Source organism: Mesorhizobium sp. RCAM 06353 (assembly GCF_059683585.1).
In genome coordinates, this window is record NZ_CM185031.1 from 5915426 (window position 1) to 5934524 (window position 19099).

Here is a 19099-nt window from a genome sequence, read left to right on the forward strand (position 1 = left end):
CCGGGCTTAGGCCGCCTTCTCCGCCGTCCCATCCAGATACTGCGTCAGCGCACAGACCAGATGATAGAAGATGCTGGCCGGGACATCCGATGCCAGCGAACGGCCACGCTCGTCGATGCGGTCGATCCACAGGCCGAGCGGGGCCGGGTCGATGTGCCAGCGGAACAGCCTGCCGACGCGTTCCTCGATCTCCGGCTTCAGATCGGGTCCACCCGAACCGTCCAGCGCAATCGCCGCCTTGACCGCTTCGGCCTGTGGCCAGCTGCGCGAGATCAGGTCAAGCGGCAGGCCCTGCCGGGAGACGGCGCCATAGGCAAGGCCGGTGGCACGGTTGAGGCCATTGGCGATGGCCGAGGCATAGAGTTTTCGGGCGAAGCCGCTCAGCTCGGCCTGGCCGCTGCGTCCAGCGAAATCGACCAGCAGCGAAGCCCATTCGAAGTGATGGCCGGGCTCGGTCCTGGCGCCCTTCTCACCGGCTGACGGCCTCCACTCGTCATCGAAATATTCGCCCAGCGTCCAGCTTTCCCGATCGAAGAAATGGCTGCGGAAGAGATCGATGATGCGTGCCGCGCGGCGCAGATGAGCGCGCTCGCCGGTTGCCTGGTGCCAGGCCAGGAACGCTTCGAGCAGATGCATGTGCGGGTTGGAGCGCCGCTCGCCCTCTCCCTCCGATGTTTCGAGGAAACCAGTCATGCGATGATCCTCGAGATGAGCATCGAGGAACGCGAAGGTTTCCTCGCCGAGCCGCAAGGCATCGGGATTGCCCGACATATGCGCATGCGCAAGCGCGAGGAGCACACACGAATGATCGTAGGCATCCTCGGTGGGGTCGGCGACGGAGCCGTCGACATGCAAGGTGCGCACCCAACCACCTTTGTCGGTGCGGCCATTTCTGACCATGAACTCGATACCGTGGCTGATCAGCCGGTCGGCCGGACCGTCCCAGCCGCGCGCGCTGGCGACCGCGAAGGCATAGACCTGCCTGGCCATCGTGCGCATGCGCTTGGGTTTCATCAGCGGCGCGCGATCAAAGCTGAGCGCTTCATGGAAACCGCCATGGCGTTCGTCGACACCCGATGTCGACCACAGCGGCAAGGTCTCCTGGAACAGCCAGTGGTGGACGCGGCGGCGCCAGGCGCCGCTTTCGATGACGCGGTCATGCGCCGGCGTGAACCTGGTTTCCAGCCGACCGGATTCTTCGAGCTGCTCGACGATCTTCTTGACGTGCTGGCTGTGGCTGACCGGTGCGACGAAGGTCGCGTCAGCGGTCGAAACGATGGCGACATCCTTCATGCCGATCGCCGACAGCAGGCGGCCGTCGCTGCGGATGTAGGAGTTCTCGCAATCGATGGCGACGACATCGCCGATGACGACATTGCCGTGGTCGTCGGCCGGGCCGACGTCGAGCAGCGATTGCCAGGAGCCGAGATCGTTCCAGCGGAAGCCCGCCGGCACCATGGCAATGCCTTGCGCCCGTTCCATGATGGCATAGTCGATCGAGATCGAGGGGATGGCCTCATAGAGCTCCAGCGGCATATAGAGACCTGACAGGTCCGATGTCGCCGCCTTGTAGGCGGCTTCGGTGGCCTGCCAGATGTCGGGCTCGAAAACGGCGAAGGCGTCACGCATGGCGGCGGCGCGAAACAGGAAGATGCCGGTGTTCCAGTAAAAGCTTTCCGCCTTGAGATAGCTCTGCGCCGTCGCCAGGTCCGGCTTCTCGACGAAACGTGTGACGTCGAAGATGCCACCCTGCGCACCCGCCACCTCGATATAGCCATAGCCGGTTTCGGGCTGTGTCGGTTTGATGCCGAACACCACGAGCCGGCCGGCACTTGCCGCCTCGGCACCTGCCTCGATGCTCTGCCAGAATTGCCCTGCTGTCGATATTTCGTGGTCCGACGGCACGACCAGCACGAGGCTGTCGCCGAACTCGGACAGAGTGCGCAGCGTTGCCAGTGCGATCGCGGCCGCGGTGTTGCGCCCCGTGGGCTCGAACAATGGACCACCGCCGGCGAGATCGAGGCCGGCCAGGTCGGCATGGACACGATCGGCATGGCGCTCGGAGGCGATCAGGAAGATCGGCGTTTCGCCGGCCGGCCTCGCCGTCAGCCGGCGCAAGGTCTTGGCCAGCATGGAGCCGTCGCCGGAAAAATCGTGAAACTGCTTCGGATTGTCCTCGCGCGACAGCGGCCAGAGCCGCGAGCCGACGCCGCCGCTCATGACAAAACTGACGATGCGCTGGCTCATTCGGGTCTCGCTCAAAATTGGTCTGGGGCAGCAGACATGACTCTAAGCCGTGTTTACCCGATTCGAAATCCGCTCGACCGCAAGATCGATGAAGGCCTTGACCAGGGGTGAGAGGTGTCGGCTGCTTGGATAGAGAACATATAGGCCGCCCTCGGGCGTCGTGTAGCCATCGAGAACGCGTTGCAACCGTCCCTCCGCGATGAGCGCCTCGGCCATCACCTGCGGCAGTTGGGCGATGCCGAAGCTTGCGATTGCGGCCGCCACCACCGCCTGCATCTCATTGGCGGCGAAACGCCCGGCGACGACGACACTTTCCTGGCCTTGTGGTCCCTCCAACACCCAATGAGCGCCTGAGGCCGACGGACCCGCAATGACGCATCGATGGCGGGCGAGATCGGCCGGGCTTTCCGGCATTCCGTACCGGGCGAGATAGTTGGGGCTGGCGCAAAGCAGCCTGTGCGTGGAACCAATCTTGCGGGCAATCAGCGTCGAATCCTCAAGTCTCCCGGTGCGGAAGGCGAGGTCGATGCCGTCCTCGATCAGGTTGAGCTTGTCGTCGGTGAGGCGGAGCTCGACATTGGTCTTCGGGTACAACGCCAGAAACTCGACCACGGCGCGGATGAGGAAGTGACCACCAAAACCGACCGGGGCCGAAATGCGGATCGTACCCGAAGGCTCTGCCCTCGCCTCCGCGAGGCGTAGATTCGCCTCCTCGATCGTCCGCAGCCCCTGGCTGCTTTGCTCATAGTAGAGACGTCCGGCGTCCGTCAGATTGAGGTTGCGTGTGGTGCGTTGCAGCAGACGCACACCGACCTCGCGTTCGAGCGCGGCGACACGGCGGCTGACCGTCGTCTTGGGCATGGCGAGTAGGCGCGCGGCAGCGGTGAAGCTGCCGGCTTCGACGACGCGGGCAAACACGATGACATCGTTGAGGTCGATCATTGTGCTCAATATTGGGACAAAGTTTTCCAATTATACGCAATTATGCATCAATGAGACAGAGCCTAATTTGCTCCAGACAAACAAAAAGGAGCAAATGAGATGACCAGCAAACGAAGCATTCTTGTGACCGGAGCCACGGGCCAGCAAGGCGGCGCCGTTGCGCGTGCCCTGTTGTCGAGGGGCCATCGCGTCAAGGCGCTGACGCGCAAGCCGGACAGCGAAGCCGCACGGCAACTGGCTGCTGCGGGCGCCGAAATCGTGGCCGGCGATCTCGCCGACACAGCCTCCATCGTGAAGGCCGCAACAGGCGTCGACACCATGTTCCTGATGGGCAACAGCTACGAGGCCGGCCTCGAGGAGGAAACCCGCCAGGGAATCCTGGCGGTCGATGCCGCGAAGGCCGCCGGCATCGGACACCTGATCTATTCGTCCGTCGCCGATGCCGACAAGCAGACCGGCATTCCGCATTTCGAAAGCAAATACCTGGTCGAGCAGCATGTCAGGCAGCTCGGCATTCCCTACACGATCAGCGCGCCGGTCGCCTTCATGGAGAATGCCGTCGCGGCGTGGTCGATCGACGCGCTCCGTCAAGGCATTCACGCCTTCGCCATGCCGCCGAAGCGCGTCCTCCAACTGGTCGCGCTGGCCGATATCGGCGCCTTCGTTGCCGCGCTTGCGGAACGGCGGGAGCAGGTGTTCGGCAAGCGCTTCGATTTCGCCGGGGACGAACTGTCCGGCGAAGAGCAGGCGCAAATCCTGTCCGAGGCCATCGGCCGCCCGATCCGCTATCAAGAAATCCCGATCGCTGCTGCCCGCCAGCAGAGCGAGGACGCGGCACTGATGTTCGAATGGTTCGACCGCGTCGGTTACGACGTCGATATCGCAACCTTGCACGGGGAATTCCCCGAGGTGCGCTGGCACGGCTTTGCCGACTGGGCGCGCGCATTTAACTGGAGCGCCAGCGGCCTGCGTGGCGAAAGCCGATAAATGCGACAGAAGTGCTGCCATTGCGCTTGCAGGAATGAAGTGTGGCGGCTATAAGCCCGCCGACTGGTCACGGAGTGTAGCGCAGCCTGGTAGCGCACCTCGTTCGGGACGAGGGGGTCGCAGGTTCAAATCCTGCCACTCCGACCAGAAAAACAACGTGTTAGCGCATCCCGACTTTGGCGCTCAAACTGATATCACAGCTGAAAATACGGCGAGATGAGCTGCCTCCTCGGCGCAACTCTTCGCTTTGTCGCCAACCCACTACACAAGCGGGCTTGTTGAAAACGCAGACGACGTAGCCGGCTGCAATTTATCGGTCATTGCGCGTGAATTTTCATCCGTCGCGCGGCATTCAACAACGCCGCGCCATCCGTCTCGATCCTGTCGACAAGTTCGCTGGCCTGGTCGACGCTGATGCCTGTTTCATTGGACAGGAACCAGACGCGGAAGCTCCTGTCTTCAGGTGGAAAAGAGGCGAGGAACTCCCCGCCATCGTTTCGGTCTTCGGCTGGTGGCCTGCGGCGCTTTCGTAGTGTCCGCTTCGGCTGGTCATCTTCCGATGAGGGGTCCATGGTCAAAGCTGACGTCGAGCTTATCGCAGGCCGAAGAAGCTCAATATCGCTATGACGATAACCACCGCTCCAACGAGCCAAATGATGTTGTTCATGATCTCTCTCCTCTTGCCTTTTGAAGCCCTGCATCTCTGGCAGAGAACGCGGGCCGACCCGCCTTGCCGCTGATCTTCAGCAGACGGCAAGGCGCCTGCTGCAAGGAGTAGAACAATTAGGCGCGCCTAATGTTCCACCATATGGCAACGATCGAGAGAGACGGGTTTTTGGCTGCGGTCTTGCCTATGCGCACGACCTATGCGTCGGGACACATCGTTCTTTGCAAGGGCCCTGAGCGAGAGGCGGCCCCTTCTCAGCCGTGGGTACGCGATCGCTCGTCCTGCGAATTGCCATTGCCTATCCAGCTGCCCTGGGAACCCGGAACCAAAGCGACCAGCGGCAGTTATTCCGGCGAAGGGTCAATCAAGGCAATGGAGAAACTACAATGAAAACAATGATCATGTGCGCTTTGGCGTTTTCCGTCGGCTTGCCGGCTATCGCTTCGGCGGCCGAAGCCGATGTCATTATCAAAACCCACCATCGTCACCACAGCAACGTCAAGATCATCAACGAGGACGGCCAGCGCCTGCATCATCGTCACCATGGTACCGTTGCGTTCTACGATCATGGCCGCCGGCACCATCGTCCGGATGCCGTCATTGTGACTGGCTCCGTCTCCAGGCACCATCACAGCCGCCCCGTGGTGATCGAAAACAACGATTACTGATCGACGCCGAGGCCCGGCTCCTTGCAGCCGGGCCTGCCGGCAAAGAATCTGAAATGTGGCTGGTGATCCGGCGTGCCGATACAAGGCATCATCAACGAACCATCGTGTGGATACGACGCCATTCAGCCCCCGAAAAGCTCGCGGAATTTCGCTTCACTGGCTTGAATACAAGCTGCTGGCCTGCTGAAATTTGAGGGTTCGCTCGCCACACGGGCGCGGCGAGCGAACCCTATCAGCGCAGGAAGGGACGTAGCTGCGCCAATCTGCAATCTTTCCTGCTTGACCTCTCGGATGGTCAACCAAGGGCTATTCCAATCGCCATGAAAGTGATGGCCACCGCGAAGATCAGCGCGAGCAACCAACGCGCTTGGTCAACACTCTTCTCCATCAGCTTCCTCCTGAACGTGCAGCGGACAACGGCTCCGAACAGTGGCTGTTCCGAGCGGCACCAGAGGTAAGACCATTGCATTTTTCAGTCAGACTAAAGTCCTGGTCCATGCCGGACCTAAGCCCAGCCATGGAACGTTTACGCTGCGGCCCTGTTCGATTGGCTGGGCGCGAGGATGATCAAACGAGGGAAGCGGAACTGGATGAACGTCACCATGCCTAACAGTGAGGCCACAAGATCCGATGCTTTGGGGACGCGCGTAGCGGACCTTAAGTCCAGGATTGAGCAAGCCCGGATTACCATGAGCGAAATGAAGACCTTCCAAAAGGTCGCGGCCATGATGGTCGACGGACGAGGAAGCATCGATGGCGACGATTTGATCGCCGCGTCCTTCGTTACCGACTCGTTGCTCGGCAAGACGCCCTGAGACCATGCGAACAATCAGCAAGCTTTTTGAGTCCCATACCGATGCCGCCCGGGTTGCTGGAGCGCTGGTGGCGGTCGGTGTTCCTCGCGTTCAGATTGCCATTATCGGGCCCTACCAGGACGAGGTCGGGTTTCTGAGGACTCCGTGTGTCCTTCTTGGTGCCGTCGGCGCGGTATTGGCTTGCGTAAGCACCATGATCGTTTTCGGCGCCGATCCTCTTCCGGCAGGCCTGTCGGCAACGGCACTGATTTCCACGATCTGCGGCGGCGGTGCCGGCGGGTTGCTCGGTGCATTCATCACGGCTGCCACAAAGCCGGATGATCGGGGCGTTGCCGAGCCAATCGTTTTGGTGACCGCGCATGTCGATGACCATGAGACTGACATCGCCCAGGCAGTGCTCGGCGGTTGCGCTCCCGCCGCATTCATCGCCGAAGCAGCGTGACCGTTGGCCAGCGGCCGACGAAAAGCCCGCCCCGGCATCAACCGAGACGGGCTCTCTCCGTTACCAGTGATTGAATTAAGACACTCGACCGAGATCAACTTCGAGTGCCCGAGAACGTTCCCACATCGGCCAGCAATCCATGTGTGGTGATGCGGCCGTAGCGTTTCGTCGCGAGCGAAACTTTGACGAAATAACCGTCGGCTCCAGATAATTCGATGGCTATGGTGGAGCCAGTGAAACGACGAGCTTGGTGAGGACATGAATCTGATCTCAACGACAACCTCGGCACCGGTTCTTCTGATTGCGGTGCTTCTCGTTGCCGGCTGTTCGTCGATCGGCAAAACCGTCGATCCGTCGAAGTACGACACGATGAGCTGCACCGATCTCAACAGTGCGCTGGGGACCAACGCCGGCGAGATCTCGCAAACCGCGATCACCCGCGGCAAGGTCGCCAACACCAGTGTTCCGCGCTGGCTGCTTGGCGGTTCGCGTGTGAAAACCGCGGTGGCCAACCGTGAAACGGCAAGGATCGACCGGCTGAAACAGCAGCAGGATGCCATTGCCGCCGCGCGAGCGCGCAAATGCCCGAGGTCAGCGGGCTGAACGAATGGTTGCCGCCACGATGATTGCCTTTACCTGAAGCGCCGTCTCACGCGCTCAGCCGGAAGCGCGTGACATCGATCGCCGCGGCCATCAACGTCTGCGTGTAGATATGCTGCGGATTGCTGAAGATCGCCTCGGTCGGCCCCTCTTCGACGATCTTGCCCTGTTTCATGACGATGATGTAGTCGGCCATGGCGCGCACGACCGAGAGATCGTGGCTGATGAAGAGGTAGGACAGTTCGTGGTCGGCCTGCAGCTTGCGCAGCAGTTCGACGATCTGCTTCTGCACCGAACGGTCGAGCGCCGAGGTCGGCTCGTCCAGCACGACCATCTTTGGCTTCAGGATCATGGCGCGGGCAATGGCGATGCGCTGCCGCTGGCCGCCGGAGAATTCATGCGGGTAGCGGTTGCGGGCGTTGGGATCGAGACCGACCTCAAGCAAGGCCTCGACCGCGCGCTGGTCGCGCTGCTTGTGCGACAGGTTCGGCTCATGCACCAGCAGCCCTTCGGTGATGACCTGGCCGACGGTCATGCGCGGCGACAGCGAGCCGAACGGGTCCTGGAAGACGAGTTGCATCTGGCGCCGCAGCGGCCGCATCTGCTGCCGGTCGGCCTGGGAAATGTCGCGATCGCCGAAACGAATGAGCCCGTCGCTCGGCAGCAGCCGCAACAAGGCGCGGCCGAGCGTCGATTTGCCCGATCCGGATTCGCCAACAATGCCGATGGTCTGGTTGCGCTGCAGCCGGATCGAGATGTCATCGACGGCGCGCAGCATCAGCGCCTCGCCGGCCAGAAACCCGCCGCCGATCTTGAACGTGACTTCGACATTCCTGCCTTCCAGCACCACGGGCGCATTGACGGGCGGAGGCGCCTTGGTGCCCGTGGGCTCGGCCGCCAGCAGCATCTTGGTATAGGCGTGCTGCGGGTTGGCGAAGATCGCTTCGGCCTCACCCTCCTCGACGACCTCGCCCTGCCGCATGACATAGACCCGGTCGGCGAAGCGCCGGACGATGCCGAGATCGTGGGTGATGAAGACGATCGCCATGCCGAGCTTGCGCTGCAGTTCGGCCAGAAGCATCAGGATCTGCGCCTGGATGGTCACGTCGAGCGCCGTCGTCGGCTCGTCGGCGATCAGGATGTCGGGGTCGTTGGCGAGCGCCATGGCGATCATCACGCGCTGGCGCTGGCCGCCGGACATTTCGTGCGGATAGGATTTCATCCGCCGTTCGGGGTCGGGGATATGCACGAGGCGTAAGAGCTTTAGCGCCTCTTCGCGTGCCGCGGCGGCATTCAGGCCGCGGTGCCGGCGGATCGGTTCGATCAGCTGGTTGCCGATCGAATAGAGCGGATCGAGCGAGGTCATCGGCTCCTGGAAGATCATGCTGATCTTGGCGCCGCGGACCTTGTTCAGGTCGGATTTGCTGAGAGTCAGCAGGTTGCGGCCGCGATAGTCGACGCTGCCGGTGGCCTCGCCGTTCGAGGCCAGCAGGCTCATCGCCGCCATCATGGTCTGGCTCTTGCCAGAACCGGACTCGCCGACCACGGCAACGGTCTCGCCTGATTTGACGTGGATGTTGATGCCTTTCACCGCCTCGACCGCGCCGTCGAGCGTGCGGAAGCGAACGCGCAGGTCCTTGACGCTGAGGATCGTTTGGGAAGTTTCCATCTCAGCGGTCCCTTGGGTCGAGCGCATCGCGCAGGCCGTCGCCGACGAAATTCAGCGCAAACAGCGTCGAGACGAGGAAGAAGGCGGGGAACAACAACAGCCAGTTGGCGGTGCCGATGTTCTTGGCGCCGACCGAGATCAGCACGCCCCAGCTGGTCATCGGCTCCTGCACGCCGAGGCCGAGGAACGACAGGAAGCTTTCCAGGATGATCACCTGCGGCACCAGCAGCGTCATGTAGATCACCACCGGACCAAGCAGATTGGGGATGACGTGGCGCAGCAGGATGCCGCGCTGGCCGACCCCCATGGCTTCCGCCGCCTGGACATATTCCTGACGGCGGATCGATAGCGCCTGGCCGCGCACGATGCGGGCCATGTCGAGCCACAGCACGGCGCCCACAGCCAGAAACATCAGCACGAAGTTGCGGCCGAAGAACACCACCAGCATGATGACGAAGAAAATGAACGGCAAGGAGTAGAGCACATCGACGATGCGCATCATCACCTCGTCGATCTTGCCGCCGGAAAAGCCGGCGGCGGCGCCGTAGATCACCCCGATCACCACCGCCACGACGCCGGCGAGCAGGCCGATGGCGAGCGAGATGCGCCCGGCCATCAGCGTGCGCGACAGCAGATCGCGGCCGGTGTTGTCGGTGCCAAACAGGAAATATTGCTGCTTGACCGATGTGCTCATTGTCACCTCGAGGCCGTCCGGCGATTTGTTATCGATCTTGGTGTCGTCAAAGGCATCGGAGCGGTCGAGGTAGCGGATGTTGCGATCATCGATCGGTTTGGTCGAGGTGACCGTGACCGTGACGCGGCTGCCTTCCTGATGCCACTCCTTGAGGTCGACCCGCATGCGCTTGATGGCGTCCGTGAGTGCCCCCTGAATCATCTCCGGCTTCGGGTAGGCCGACAGGCTTGGCGGCATGCGCACATAGTCGGCATAGATGGTCGTGTATTGATGCGGCACGAACCAGGGTCCAAACACGCTGACGAGCCCGATCAAGGCGAGGTAATAGAGGCTGAACATGGCGGCGCGGTTGGCCTTGAGGCGCGCCCAGGCATCGCCCCAGAGCGAACGGCCAACGATTGCGGGAGCGGCTGCGGCTGCGATGTCAGTCATAGCGCACCCTCGGGTCGACGACCGCGTACATAACGTCGACGATCAGGTTGAAGATGATGGTGAAGATGGCAATCACCACCACGGTCCCCATCACCAGCGTGTAGTCGCGGTTGAGCGCGGCATCGACGAAATAGCGGCCGACACCTGGAATGGAGAAGATCGTCTCGACGATGACGGAACCGGTCAAAAGCGCCGCGGCCGCCGGGCCGGTGAAGGAGACGATCGGCAGGACGGCGCCGCGCAGGGCGTGCTTGACCACCACCGACCAGTCGGAAAGGCCGAGCGCACGAGCCGTGCGGATATGGTGGGAGCGCAGCGATTCGATCATCGAGCCACGCATGAGACGGGCAACGATGGCGATCTGCGGCAAGGCAAGGGTGAGTATCGGGCCGACCTTGTTGATGAAGGCGCCATCGCCCCAGCCACCGATCGGCAACAGCTTCCAGGTCAGCCCGAACAAGAGCTGGATCACCGGCGCGATGACGAAGGTCGGGATCGTGCTGCCGGCCGTCGCCAGCGCAATCACCGTATAATCGCCAAGCTTGTTCTGGTTGAGCGCGGCAATAGTGCCGAGCACGCTACCGAGCAGCAGCGCCAGGATCAGCGCCGAGGCACCGAGCTGGACGGAAATGGGCAGGCCCTTGGCGAACAGTTCGGTGACGGTGAAATCCGGCATGTTGTAGCTCGGGCCGAAATTGCCGCGCAGGAGATTGCCGAGATAGTGGACATATTGCAGCCAGAGCGGATCGTTGAGGCCGAACTGGGCTTCAAGGTTGGCCTTGATCTCGGGGCTCAGCCCCCGCTCCTGGTTGAATGGCCCGCCTGGCGCGACGCGCATCAGGAAGAACGCCATCGTCACGATGACGAACAGCGTCGGGATGGCGGTCAAAAGCCGCCGGAAGACATATCGCAGCATCGGTGCCCCACTTGATCCGGAACACGCCCATCCAGTCGGATGATTGTGCGCCAGCCTTCAAATCTTCGCACCGGATTTTCCGAAAATCGATTGCGCTTCCCGGCCGATGCGATGGCAAACCAGCACCGCCGCGCACCGAGTGCGCGGCGGCTTGGCCAGGGATCAGTCCTTGCTGACGAAGCGCGACGGATGGACGTCCATCACGTTGTCGACGAAGCCATGCAGCTTCGAGGAAACGATGTCGTGGTAGCTGTAGTACAGAAGCGGGATCTGGCCGACATCGTCGACGAGAATGCGCTCGGCCTCGGAGAGCTCCTTCATGCGCTCCTCGGGCTTGCCGCCGGCGGCGGCCGCCTTGTCCATGGCCGCTTCGTATGGCGCGCTGTTGTAGTTCGAGTAGTTGTTGCCGCTCGCCTTGCGCGAGATGCCGAGGAAGGTTTCCGGATCCTTGTAGTCGGCGATCCAGGCGGCTCGCGCCACGTCGTAGTCGCCCTTCTGCTCAAGGAAGGAATAGTGGGTCTTGGTGTCGGTGTTGAGCAGCGTGACGTCGATGCCGAGCGGCTTCAGCTGCTCCTGGATGGCAACCGCGGTGTTCTTGTGGTTCTCCGAGGTGTTGTAGCGGATCTCCATCTTCAGCGGATGCTCGGGCGTGTAGCCGAGCTTTTCGAGGATTTTCTTGGCTGCGTCCTCGCGGTCGATCTGCGGCATATCGGCGTATTTGGCCATTGCCGGCGTGTAGCCCTCAATGCCGGGAGGCACCATGGAATAGCCGGGCAGCATCGAGTTCTGCCAGACCTTTTCGGCGATGAAGTCACGGTCGATCGCCATCGAGATGGCGTTGCGCAGTTCGGGGTTGTTCCACGGCGCCTTGTCGGTCTTGATCGCATAATAGTAGGTGCCGAGATACGGGCCGACATGGATCTGGTCGCCGAACTTGGTCTTGAGGTCGGCAAGCTGTTCGGTCGGCAGATCGTCATAGCTGTCGAGTTCGCCGGCCTCGAAGCGCTTCATCGCCGATGAACGATCTTCGGTCGGGATGTAGTTGACGACGTCGAACTTGACGGTCGCGGCGTCCCAGAATTTCGGATTCTTGACCAGTTTCATGTGGTCGTTGGGGACCCATTCGGCCAGCGTATAGGCGCCGTTCGAAACAAGATTGCCGGGCTTGATCCAGTCGGCGCCGAGCTTTTCAATCGAAGCCTTGCTGACCGGATAGGTCGCCTGATGGGTCAGCATCTCCAGGAAGTAAGGGGTCGGCGCCTTCAGCGTCACTTCCAGGGTGTTGGCGTCGATCGCCTTGACACCCATGTCCTCGGGCTTGCCCTTCTTGGTGTTGAAATCCTCCGCCCCCTTCACCGGATACAGCATCGAGGCGTATTCGGCGCCGGTCGCCGGGTCTTCCAGCCGGTGGAAGGCGTAGACGAAGTCGTCCGCCGTCACCGGGCTGCCGTCCGACCACTGGCCGTCCTTGCGCAGCTTGAAGGTGTACACGGTGCCGTCATCCGATACAGTCCAGCTTTCGGCGGCGCCCGGGATGAGGTTCGCCTTCTCGTCCTGCATGACCAGGCCCTGGAACAGGTCACGTAGCACATTCGCTTCATAGACCGTCGAAGTCTTGTGCGGGTCGACAGACTCCGATTCGGCGGCGGTGCCCCTGTTATAGACGCTCTCGGCGAAAGCCGGCGTGTAGAATGCGCCGGCGGCTACCGCCATGGTGGTGGCGAACACCGTCGCCTTCAGCATGTTTTTCAGCATGAAGTTCTCCCTGTCGGCGCTGCCGTCGGCGCGCCTTTACGTGTTGACGCCCCGGGACCGATGTCTGGCCCCTTTGAGCGCGCCACCGGTTCCCTCCGGCAGCTGGTGGCAGGAGACTAGACAGGAGGTAAGCTCTTTTCAACCGAGTACTGATTGACGCTAAGTCAATCCTCATAATCGAAGAAGCAACGGCTAAATTAGAGCGGCATTTTCAATCGCGCGCATCCTCAGGTTGTACCCGGAGTTTTCGCTTTCTGCATGCGAACTTTGGCATGCTAGTAGCATGGTTCAGAACCTCATTTCCAGGGTCCGAAGGCGCGCATTCCGAACCGACAATTCGGGAACCTCGGCGGTCGAGTTCGCTCTGCTATCGCCGCTCTTCATCCTTATCCTGCTCGGAATGGTTGCATACGGCATCTACTTTGGCGCCGCCAACTCGATCCAGCAGATCGCGGCCGATGCCGCCCGGACGGCCATAGCCGGGTTGAACCAGACCGAGCGGCAGACGCTGGTGGCCAGCTACCTGACCACAAATGCCGGCGGCTACCCGTTCGTGGACGCCAGCAAACTGACCTACCAGGCCAATGACAGCGTGGCTGATGGAAGCCAGTTCGTGGTGTCCATCTCATACGATGCCCGCAACCTGCCGATCTGGAATCTTTTCCCGGGCATAGCGATGCCGGGGACCACGATCACGCGCCAGTCAACGATCAGGGTCGGAGGTATCTAATGCTGCAGCGTGCGGGCAAGGGCATCGGCCGGCTTGCACGGTCGATGGTGGGAGACAGGAAAGCAAATTTCGCCGTCATGACCGCACTGAGCGCGCCGGTCGCGCTGGCGCTGGCCGCGGTGGCCATCGACGAGGCCTCAATCTACGGCGAGCGCCGGCAAGCCCAGGCGATGGTCGACCTGGCGGCGATCACTGCTGCCTCGAACATCAACAATGTCAACACGGCGGTCGTGACCACGCTCACCGACAACGGCATGCCGGGTGTCGTTGTTCAAGCCTCGGGCCAGACCATCGCCCCGGCTGTCGGAAAGACGGTGGTAACGGTCACGCAAGGCCGATATGCTTCGACGACCAGCAATGTCACCCAGCGCTTCCAGGCGGGCGTGACACCCTATAACGCGGTGCGTGTCACCCTGACGAAAATCCCCGCCCGCTATTTCGCCAGCTCGCTCATCCCCAGTCCGGTCATCGGTACCCAAGCCACGGCCAGCATGACGCCGCAGGCGACATTCTCGGTCGGATCGAGACTGCTCAGCGTCAATGGCGGCATCCTCAACGCGCTTCTGAGCGGGCTTCTCGGCGGCAACATCTCGCTCAGCGTCATGGACTATAATGGGCTGATCTCGGCCGATGTCAGCGTGCTTTCCTTCATCAGTACGCTCGGCACACAGTTGAACATCACGGCCGGCACCTATTCGGACGTGCTGGCCTCGAAGGCGACTGTCGGCCAGATCGCCACTGCCATGGCCAACGTTCCCGGCCTCGGCAACACGGCCAAGGTCGCCCTGCAGACCATCGCTTCCAAGTCGACCAGCACGGTCAAGATCCCGCTCAGCAGTCTTGTCGACCTCGGTTCCGTCGGCAGCCTGGGGCTTGGGCAACAGCCGTCCGGCCTCGGCGTCGACGCAAGCGCCATGGGCATGCTGACCGCCGCCGCCGTGCTCGCGAACGGCACCAACCAGGCCGCGATCAATCTCGGCGCCACCATCCCTGGCCTGCTCAACACCCAGCTCAGCATAGCCATTGGGGAGCCCGCGCAATCCTCGCCCTGGCTGGCGATCGATGGCATCGGCACCACGGTGCGGACGGCCCAAACGCGGATCAAACTGACGGCCTCCGTCGGTGTCGGCACGCCCGGCCTCGGCGGCGGCATCAGCCTTTTGGCCGTCAATGTGCCGCTCAATGTGGAAGTCGCCTATGCCGAAGCCAAACTGACCGACATCACCTGTCCGACGGGGCCTTCCAGCATCAGCGTTTCCATCGCCGCACATCCGGGTATTGCCCAGTTGAACCTCGCCAACAGCAACAATCCCTCCGGCTTCGCCGATTTCAGCCAGCCGCAGACCTTCACCAACGCAGAGATCGCGGATGTGAGTCTCCATCTGCTGCTGATCAACATACCGTTGATCCAGTTGATGGGCTCGGCCGCGACCGCGATCACCAACAACAGCCCGCAGACCCTGACCTTCAACGCGACCGACATCGCCAACAAGACGATCAAGACCGTTTCGACGCGCAACATCTCGCAGTCGCTCACCACGTCCCTGGTCAACAACCTGTCGCTTTCGGTCGGTGTGCTTGGTCTCGGCATCGATCTCACCGCCCTGCTCGGAACGGTCAAACCCGCAGTGGTGGCGGTGCTGAACACCGTAACGGCGCCCGTCGATGACTTGCTCTACAATGTGCTTTCGGCACTGGGTGTCGGTGTCGGCCAGGCCGACGTGCGTGTCACCGGAGCGACTTGCGGACGCGCCGTTCTGGTTCAGTAGCGCTCTCTACGGCCAGGCGGATCGCTTGGCCGAAAGACGGCTGAACCGCCGGTCAATCGAGCCGGCCAAGGAAGCAACCGAGAGCTGGCAGCGAGAGCGCTTCTTCCTCGACAGCGGCGGTGCCACCCAAGACGGCCGCAATTGCACCGATATCCCCGGGCAACGGCAAATTCGCCGGCTCCCCAGCGAAATTGAAGACACAGAGCAGCCTCTCGCCACCGCCTTCGCGGATGAAGGCGAGCACGTCACCCTCGGCATCGAGAAATCGGATCGAACCGCTGACCAGGGCCGAATGGCGCCTGCGCAAGGCGAGCGTCGAGCGGTAGGCGGACAACGCCGATCGCTCGTCGCCGTTCTGCATGTCGGCGGCGCGGGCGCGATGACTGGCCGGGACCGGCAGCCAGGGCTTGCCGGTGGAGAAACCCGCATTGTCGGCGCCAGCCTCCCAGACCATCGGCGTGCGGCAGCCGTCCCTCCCCTTAACGCCCGGCCAGAAGCGGACGCCGACCGGATCGCGCAGATCCTCATATGCAAGCTCCGCCTCCTCCAGGCCGAGCTCCTCGCCCTGGTAGAGGCAGATCGAGCCGCGCAGGCAGGCGAGCAGCATGATCGAGAATTTGGCAACCGCGTCGGCATCGCCGTCCGGCCCGGTCCAGCGGCTGACATGGCGCACCACGTCATGGTTGGAAAACGCCCAGCAGACCCAGCCGTCGGCGACAGCATGTTCAAAGGCCTCGACGCAGCCGCGCACATGCGCCGCCGAAAATTGCGCACCAAGCAGATCGAACGTGTAGCACATATGCAGCTTGTCGCCGCCGGAGGTGTAGGCGGCCAGCGTCTGCAGCGAGCGGCCCTCATCGCCGATTTCGCCGACGGCGGCGCGGTCCTGATACTCGTCGAGCAATGCGCGGAAGCGCCTGAGGAAAGCCAGGTTCTCTGGCTGTGTCTTGTCGAACAGATGCTCCTGGTAAAGGTAAGTGTTGGTCTCGCCATTGGTGCCGGCGACGCTCGACGCCAAGGGCGGATTGCTGCGCAGCCAGCGGTCGTGGACATAGTAGTTGACGGTGTCGAGCCGGAAACCGTCGACGCCACGCTCGAGCCAGAAGCGCACCGTGTCCAGCAGCGCGTCCTGGACCTCCAGATTGTGGAAATTGAGGTCGGGCTGCGAGGCGAGGAAATTGTGCATGTAATATTGGCGGCGGGTCGAATCCCACTCCCAGGACGGGCCACCGAAGACGGACAGCCAGTTGTTGGGCGCATTGCCATCGGGCTTCGTATCGGCCCAGACGTACCAGTCAGCCTTGGGATTGTCGCGGCTGGCGCGGCTTTCGATGAACCATTCGTGCTTGTCGGATGAGTGCGACAGCACCTGGTCGATGACGACCTTCAGGCCCAGCCGGTGCGCCTCGGCGACCAGAGCGTCGAAATCTTCCAGTGAACCGAACATCGGATCGACGTCGCGGTAGTCCGACACGTCATAGCCCATGTCGGCCATCGGCGACTTGAAGAAGGGCGACAGCCAGACGGCATCGACGCCGAGCGACGCGATGTGGGCAAGCCTTGCCGTGATCCCCCTGAGATCGCCGCTGCCATTGCCGGTCGTGTCCTGGAAGGAGCGCGGATAGACCTGATAGATGACGCAGCCACGCCACCATTCGGTCCCCTGCCCGGCCCCCGGATCGGCCCAAGGGCTGGCATTGTTGTCGGCCATTACGAACCTTTCCTGGCGCGACCCTTTGCGGCCCCGCGCTCGATCATAAAATTGACGCTGCGGCCCGGCAGCGGCCGCGCGAGGTCGATCGGCTGCGTTTCGATCGCCGGCTGCCATTGGAACCCGTCCCGTGCGGGCAAGGTGAAGACGCATTGGCGACGATCGCCGTTGATCATGACGGCAAGCCGGCCGCCGCCTGCATCGCCGAGCAGCATGACGAGGCGGTGACGGGCAGAGTCGTTCCAGTCCGTGTCGGCGAGCGGCATACCTGTCTCAGTCAACCAGGCGACGTCGGGGATGCCAGAAGCGTCGGCCGGCTCTCCGGTCAGGAAATGCGTGGCCGACAAAGCGGGGACGGCGCGGCGAAGCATGCCGAGCGCCGATGCGTAACGCTCCAGCGCCTGGTCGCGGCCTGCCCAATCGAGCCAGGTGATGGCATTGTCCTGCGCGTAGGCGTTGTTGTTGCCCTTCTGTGTGCGGCCGAACTCGTCGCCTGCGGTCAGCATGATGGTGCCGCGCGAGGCAAACAGCGTGGCAAGCAACGCGCGCTGGTCGTCGAAGCGGTCGCGGATGATCGCCGCACTGTCCGTCTCACCCTCGATGCCGTTGTTCCAGGACAAATTGTCGTTGTGGCCGTCGCGGTTCTGCTCGCCATTGGCCGCGTTGTGCTTGCGCTCATAGGCGACGATGTCGGCCAGCGTCATACCGTCATGGGCGGCGATGAAATTGACCGTGCGGCTGGCCGGCTGGCCGGTCCTGGCAAAAATATCGGACGAGCCGGCAAGCCGCGTCGCCAGCGCTCCCACCGCGCCGGTATCGCCGCGCCAGAAACGTCTGGCATCGTCGCGGTATCGATCATTCCACTCGAGAAAGGGCGGCTGAAAATTGCCAAGCTGGTAGCCATCCGGCCCGATGTCCCAGGGCTCGGCGATCAAGACGCGATCGGCGAGCAGCGTGTCCTCGTGCATCGCCTTCAACAACGGCGCCTGGGTATCGAATGTTCCGTCGACGCGGCCCAGAACCGGCGCCAGATCGAAGCGGAAGCCGTCGACGCCGGCATGGCGGACAAAGTGGCGAAGCGTGTCGAGCACCATGTCGCGCACCACCGGGTGATCGCAGGCGACCGTGTTGCCGGTGCCGGTGTCATTGACCAGCCTGCCATCCGGCAAATGCCGGTAGTAGGCCTGATTGTCGAGGCCGCGCAACGACAGCGTCGGCCCCAGCCTGTCGCTTTCGCCTGTGTGGTTGAAGACGAGATCAAGGATGGTGCCGATGCCGGCCTGACGCAGTGCGGCGACAGTGCCGCGCAACTCCGCCAGGCCGCCCGGGGCCAGGCGCGGGTCGAGCGCCATGAAGGTGACGGGATTGTAGCCCCAGGCATTGCTCAGGCCCAGCGGCGGCAGATGCCGCTCGTCGATCGATGCCGTCACCGGCATCAGTTCGACGGCCGACACGCCGAGCTTTTTGAGATGCTCGATGACGGCAGGATGAGCAAGTGCAGCGATCGTACCGCGCTGCGCTTCCGGAATATCCGGATGCAGCTTGGTGAACGCGCGGATATTCAGCTCGTAGATCAGACCGCCCGGGCGGAAGAGCGGCGGTAGCACAGGCGCCGCAATGGGCAGGGCCTTGGCCACGGTCTTTGGCATCAGCGGCGCGGTGTCGGCGCCCTCGTTGCGCCGCGCGGCGAGCCGCCAGTGATAGGCATAGGAGCGGTCGATTTCGACGGCGTAGGGATCGCTCAGCAGCTTGTCGGGATCGAACCACAGCCCGCGCTCGGGTGCATAGTCGCCATCGGCACGGAAGCCATACCGCGTGCCCGCGGCAAGGCCGGGGACGAAGAGCGCATAGATGCCGTTGCCTTCCGGCTTCAGTTCCAACCGGTCGAGTTCGCGATTTCCCTGCTCGTCGAAGATCGAGACCCAGAGGCGACGAGCCGACGAGGACCAGGCGGCGAAGCGGATGCCTTCGGGGGTGACGGTGGCGCCGAGTCGGGTCATGCAGGCTCCCCCTTCTCTCCTTGTGGGAGAAGGTGTCGCCGAAGGCGACGGATGA

Annotated in this window: 16 protein-coding genes and 1 tRNA gene; 8 read left to right on the forward strand and 9 right to left on the reverse strand. The window is 62.6% G+C overall.

Features of this window, described 5'->3' with window-relative positions:
- Positions 1 to 6: 6 nt before the first annotated feature.
- Entirely contained in the window at positions 7 to 2247 is a 2241-nt protein-coding gene (locus AC56QX_RS28815) for an AGE family epimerase/isomerase (protein ID WP_497111879.1), read from the reverse strand.
- A gap of 42 nt (positions 2248 to 2289) precedes the next feature.
- On the reverse strand, positions 2290 to 3189 hold the full coding sequence (locus tag AC56QX_RS28820; protein WP_497117946.1) for a LysR family transcriptional regulator: 900 nt from the start codon (positions 3187 to 3189) through the stop codon (positions 2290 to 2292).
- 99 nt (positions 3190 to 3288) lie between these two features.
- Here AC56QX_RS28820 and AC56QX_RS28825 point away from each other — a divergent pair, with 99 nt between their 5' ends.
- Positions 3289 to 4176: an NmrA/HSCARG family protein gene (locus AC56QX_RS28825; protein ID WP_497111880.1), complete on the forward strand. Its 888-nt coding sequence runs from the start codon at positions 3289 to 3291 to the stop codon at positions 4174 to 4176.
- A 70-nt stretch (positions 4177 to 4246) separates the two neighbouring features.
- Positions 4247 to 4323, forward strand: a tRNA-Pro gene (locus AC56QX_RS28830).
- Between the two features lie 170 nt (positions 4324 to 4493).
- Here AC56QX_RS28830 and AC56QX_RS28835 read toward each other — a convergent pair.
- Complete coding sequence (locus tag AC56QX_RS28835) at positions 4494 to 4877, reverse strand: hypothetical protein (protein WP_497111882.1); 384 nt, start codon at positions 4875 to 4877, stop codon at positions 4494 to 4496.
- Between the two features lie 352 nt (positions 4878 to 5229).
- Between AC56QX_RS28835 and AC56QX_RS28840 the strand changes: the two genes are divergently transcribed.
- The 4 genes from AC56QX_RS28840 (at position 5230) to AC56QX_RS28855 (ending at position 7371) form a co-directional block, all read left to right on the forward strand.
- Positions 5230 to 5511, forward strand: coding sequence for a hypothetical protein (locus tag AC56QX_RS28840; RefSeq protein ID WP_497111884.1), 282 nt, complete (start codon positions 5230 to 5232; stop codon positions 5509 to 5511).
- Between the two features lie 602 nt (positions 5512 to 6113).
- Entirely contained in the window at positions 6114 to 6326 is a 213-nt protein-coding gene (locus AC56QX_RS28845) for a hypothetical protein (RefSeq protein WP_497117948.1), read from the forward strand.
- Positions 6327 to 6330: 4 nt separating this feature from the next.
- Positions 6331 to 6768: a hypothetical protein gene (locus tag AC56QX_RS28850; RefSeq protein WP_497111885.1), complete on the forward strand. Its 438-nt coding sequence runs from the start codon at positions 6331 to 6333 to the stop codon at positions 6766 to 6768.
- 258 nt (positions 6769 to 7026) lie between these two features.
- Complete coding sequence (locus AC56QX_RS28855) at positions 7027 to 7371, forward strand: hypothetical protein (protein WP_497111887.1); 345 nt, start codon at positions 7027 to 7029, stop codon at positions 7369 to 7371.
- Positions 7372 to 7417: 46 nt separating this feature from the next.
- Here the strand turns inward: AC56QX_RS28855 and AC56QX_RS28860 are convergent, their stop codons facing one another.
- From AC56QX_RS28860 to AC56QX_RS28875, 4 genes are all read right to left on the reverse strand, one after another.
- Complete coding sequence (locus AC56QX_RS28860; protein ID WP_497111888.1) at positions 7418 to 9037, reverse strand: ABC transporter ATP-binding protein; 1620 nt, start codon at positions 9035 to 9037, stop codon at positions 7418 to 7420.
- A gap of 1 nt (position 9038) precedes the next feature.
- Positions 9039 to 10163 (reverse strand): ABC transporter permease, encoded by a 1125-nt coding sequence (locus tag AC56QX_RS28865; RefSeq protein ID WP_497111889.1) that lies wholly within the window; start codon positions 10161 to 10163, stop codon positions 9039 to 9041.
- Positions 10156 to 11079, reverse strand: coding sequence for an ABC transporter permease subunit (locus tag AC56QX_RS28870; RefSeq protein WP_497111890.1), 924 nt, complete (start codon positions 11077 to 11079; stop codon positions 10156 to 10158). Before AC56QX_RS28870 ends, AC56QX_RS28865 begins: the two co-directional genes overlap by 8 nt.
- Positions 11080 to 11241: 162 nt before the next feature.
- Complete coding sequence (locus AC56QX_RS28875) at positions 11242 to 12834, reverse strand: peptide ABC transporter substrate-binding protein (protein WP_497111891.1); 1593 nt, start codon at positions 12832 to 12834, stop codon at positions 11242 to 11244.
- Positions 12835 to 13117: 283 nt separating this feature from the next.
- Here AC56QX_RS28875 and AC56QX_RS28880 point away from each other — a divergent pair, with 283 nt between their 5' ends.
- On the forward strand, positions 13118 to 13564 hold the full coding sequence (locus AC56QX_RS28880) for a TadE/TadG family type IV pilus assembly protein (protein WP_497111892.1): 447 nt from the start codon (positions 13118 to 13120) through the stop codon (positions 13562 to 13564).
- Positions 13564 to 15333: a hypothetical protein gene (locus tag AC56QX_RS28885; protein ID WP_497111893.1), complete on the forward strand. Its 1770-nt coding sequence runs from the start codon at positions 13564 to 13566 to the stop codon at positions 15331 to 15333. The genes AC56QX_RS28880 and AC56QX_RS28885 overlap by 1 nt, the downstream gene beginning before the upstream one ends.
- A 52-nt stretch (positions 15334 to 15385) precedes the next feature.
- Here the strand turns inward: AC56QX_RS28885 and bglA are convergent, their stop codons facing one another.
- The gene (gene bglA, locus AC56QX_RS28890) at positions 15386 to 17044 is read right to left on the reverse strand and encodes a beta-galactosidase BglA (protein ID WP_497111895.1); all 1659 of its coding nucleotides are present in this window, start codon (positions 17042 to 17044) and stop codon (positions 15386 to 15388) included.
- A complete protein-coding gene (glgX, locus tag AC56QX_RS28895) occupies positions 17044 to 19044 on the reverse strand; it encodes a glycogen debranching protein GlgX (RefSeq protein WP_497111896.1) in 2001 nt (666 codons plus the stop codon). Before glgX ends, bglA begins: the two co-directional genes overlap by 1 nt.
- Between the last annotated feature and the right edge of the window lie 55 nt (positions 19045 to 19099).

Excerpts from the sequence above, each read along its gene's own strand:
- AC56QX_RS28815 (WP_497111879.1), bottom strand. The coding sequence starts at position 2,247 with ATGAGCCAGCGCATCGTCAGTTTTGTCATGAGCGGCGGCGTCGGCTCG.
- AC56QX_RS28820 (WP_497117946.1), bottom strand. The coding sequence starts at position 3,189 with ATGATCGACCTCAACGATGTCATCGTGTTTGCCCGCGTCGTCGAAGCC.
- AC56QX_RS28825 (WP_497111880.1), top strand. The coding sequence starts at position 3,289 with ATGACCAGCAAACGAAGCATTCTTGTGACCGGAGCCACGGGCCAGCAA.
- AC56QX_RS28835 (WP_497111882.1), bottom strand. The coding sequence starts at position 4,877 with ATGCAGGGCTTCAAAAGGCAAGAGGAGAGAGATCATGAACAACATCAT.
- AC56QX_RS28840 (WP_497111884.1), top strand. The coding sequence starts at position 5,230 with ATGAAAACAATGATCATGTGCGCTTTGGCGTTTTCCGTCGGCTTGCCG.
- AC56QX_RS28845 (WP_497117948.1), top strand. The coding sequence starts at position 6,114 with ATGCCTAACAGTGAGGCCACAAGATCCGATGCTTTGGGGACGCGCGTA.
- AC56QX_RS28850 (WP_497111885.1), top strand. The coding sequence starts at position 6,331 with ATGCGAACAATCAGCAAGCTTTTTGAGTCCCATACCGATGCCGCCCGG.
- AC56QX_RS28855 (WP_497111887.1), top strand. The coding sequence starts at position 7,027 with ATGAATCTGATCTCAACGACAACCTCGGCACCGGTTCTTCTGATTGCG.
- AC56QX_RS28860 (WP_497111888.1), bottom strand. The coding sequence starts at position 9,037 with ATGGAAACTTCCCAAACGATCCTCAGCGTCAAGGACCTGCGCGTTCGC.
- AC56QX_RS28865 (WP_497111889.1), bottom strand. The coding sequence starts at position 10,163 with ATGACTGACATCGCAGCCGCAGCCGCTCCCGCAATCGTTGGCCGTTCG.
- AC56QX_RS28870 (WP_497111890.1), bottom strand. The coding sequence starts at position 11,079 with ATGCTGCGATATGTCTTCCGGCGGCTTTTGACCGCCATCCCGACGCTG.
- AC56QX_RS28875 (WP_497111891.1), bottom strand. The coding sequence starts at position 12,834 with ATGCTGAAAAACATGCTGAAGGCGACGGTGTTCGCCACCACCATGGCG.
- AC56QX_RS28880 (WP_497111892.1), top strand. The coding sequence starts at position 13,118 with ATGGTTCAGAACCTCATTTCCAGGGTCCGAAGGCGCGCATTCCGAACC.
- AC56QX_RS28885 (WP_497111893.1), top strand. The coding sequence starts at position 13,564 with ATGCTGCAGCGTGCGGGCAAGGGCATCGGCCGGCTTGCACGGTCGATG.
- bglA (WP_497111895.1), bottom strand. The coding sequence starts at position 17,044 with ATGGCCGACAACAATGCCAGCCCTTGGGCCGATCCGGGGGCCGGGCAG.
- glgX (WP_497111896.1), bottom strand. The coding sequence starts at position 19,044 with ATGACCCGACTCGGCGCCACCGTCACCCCCGAAGGCATCCGCTTCGCC.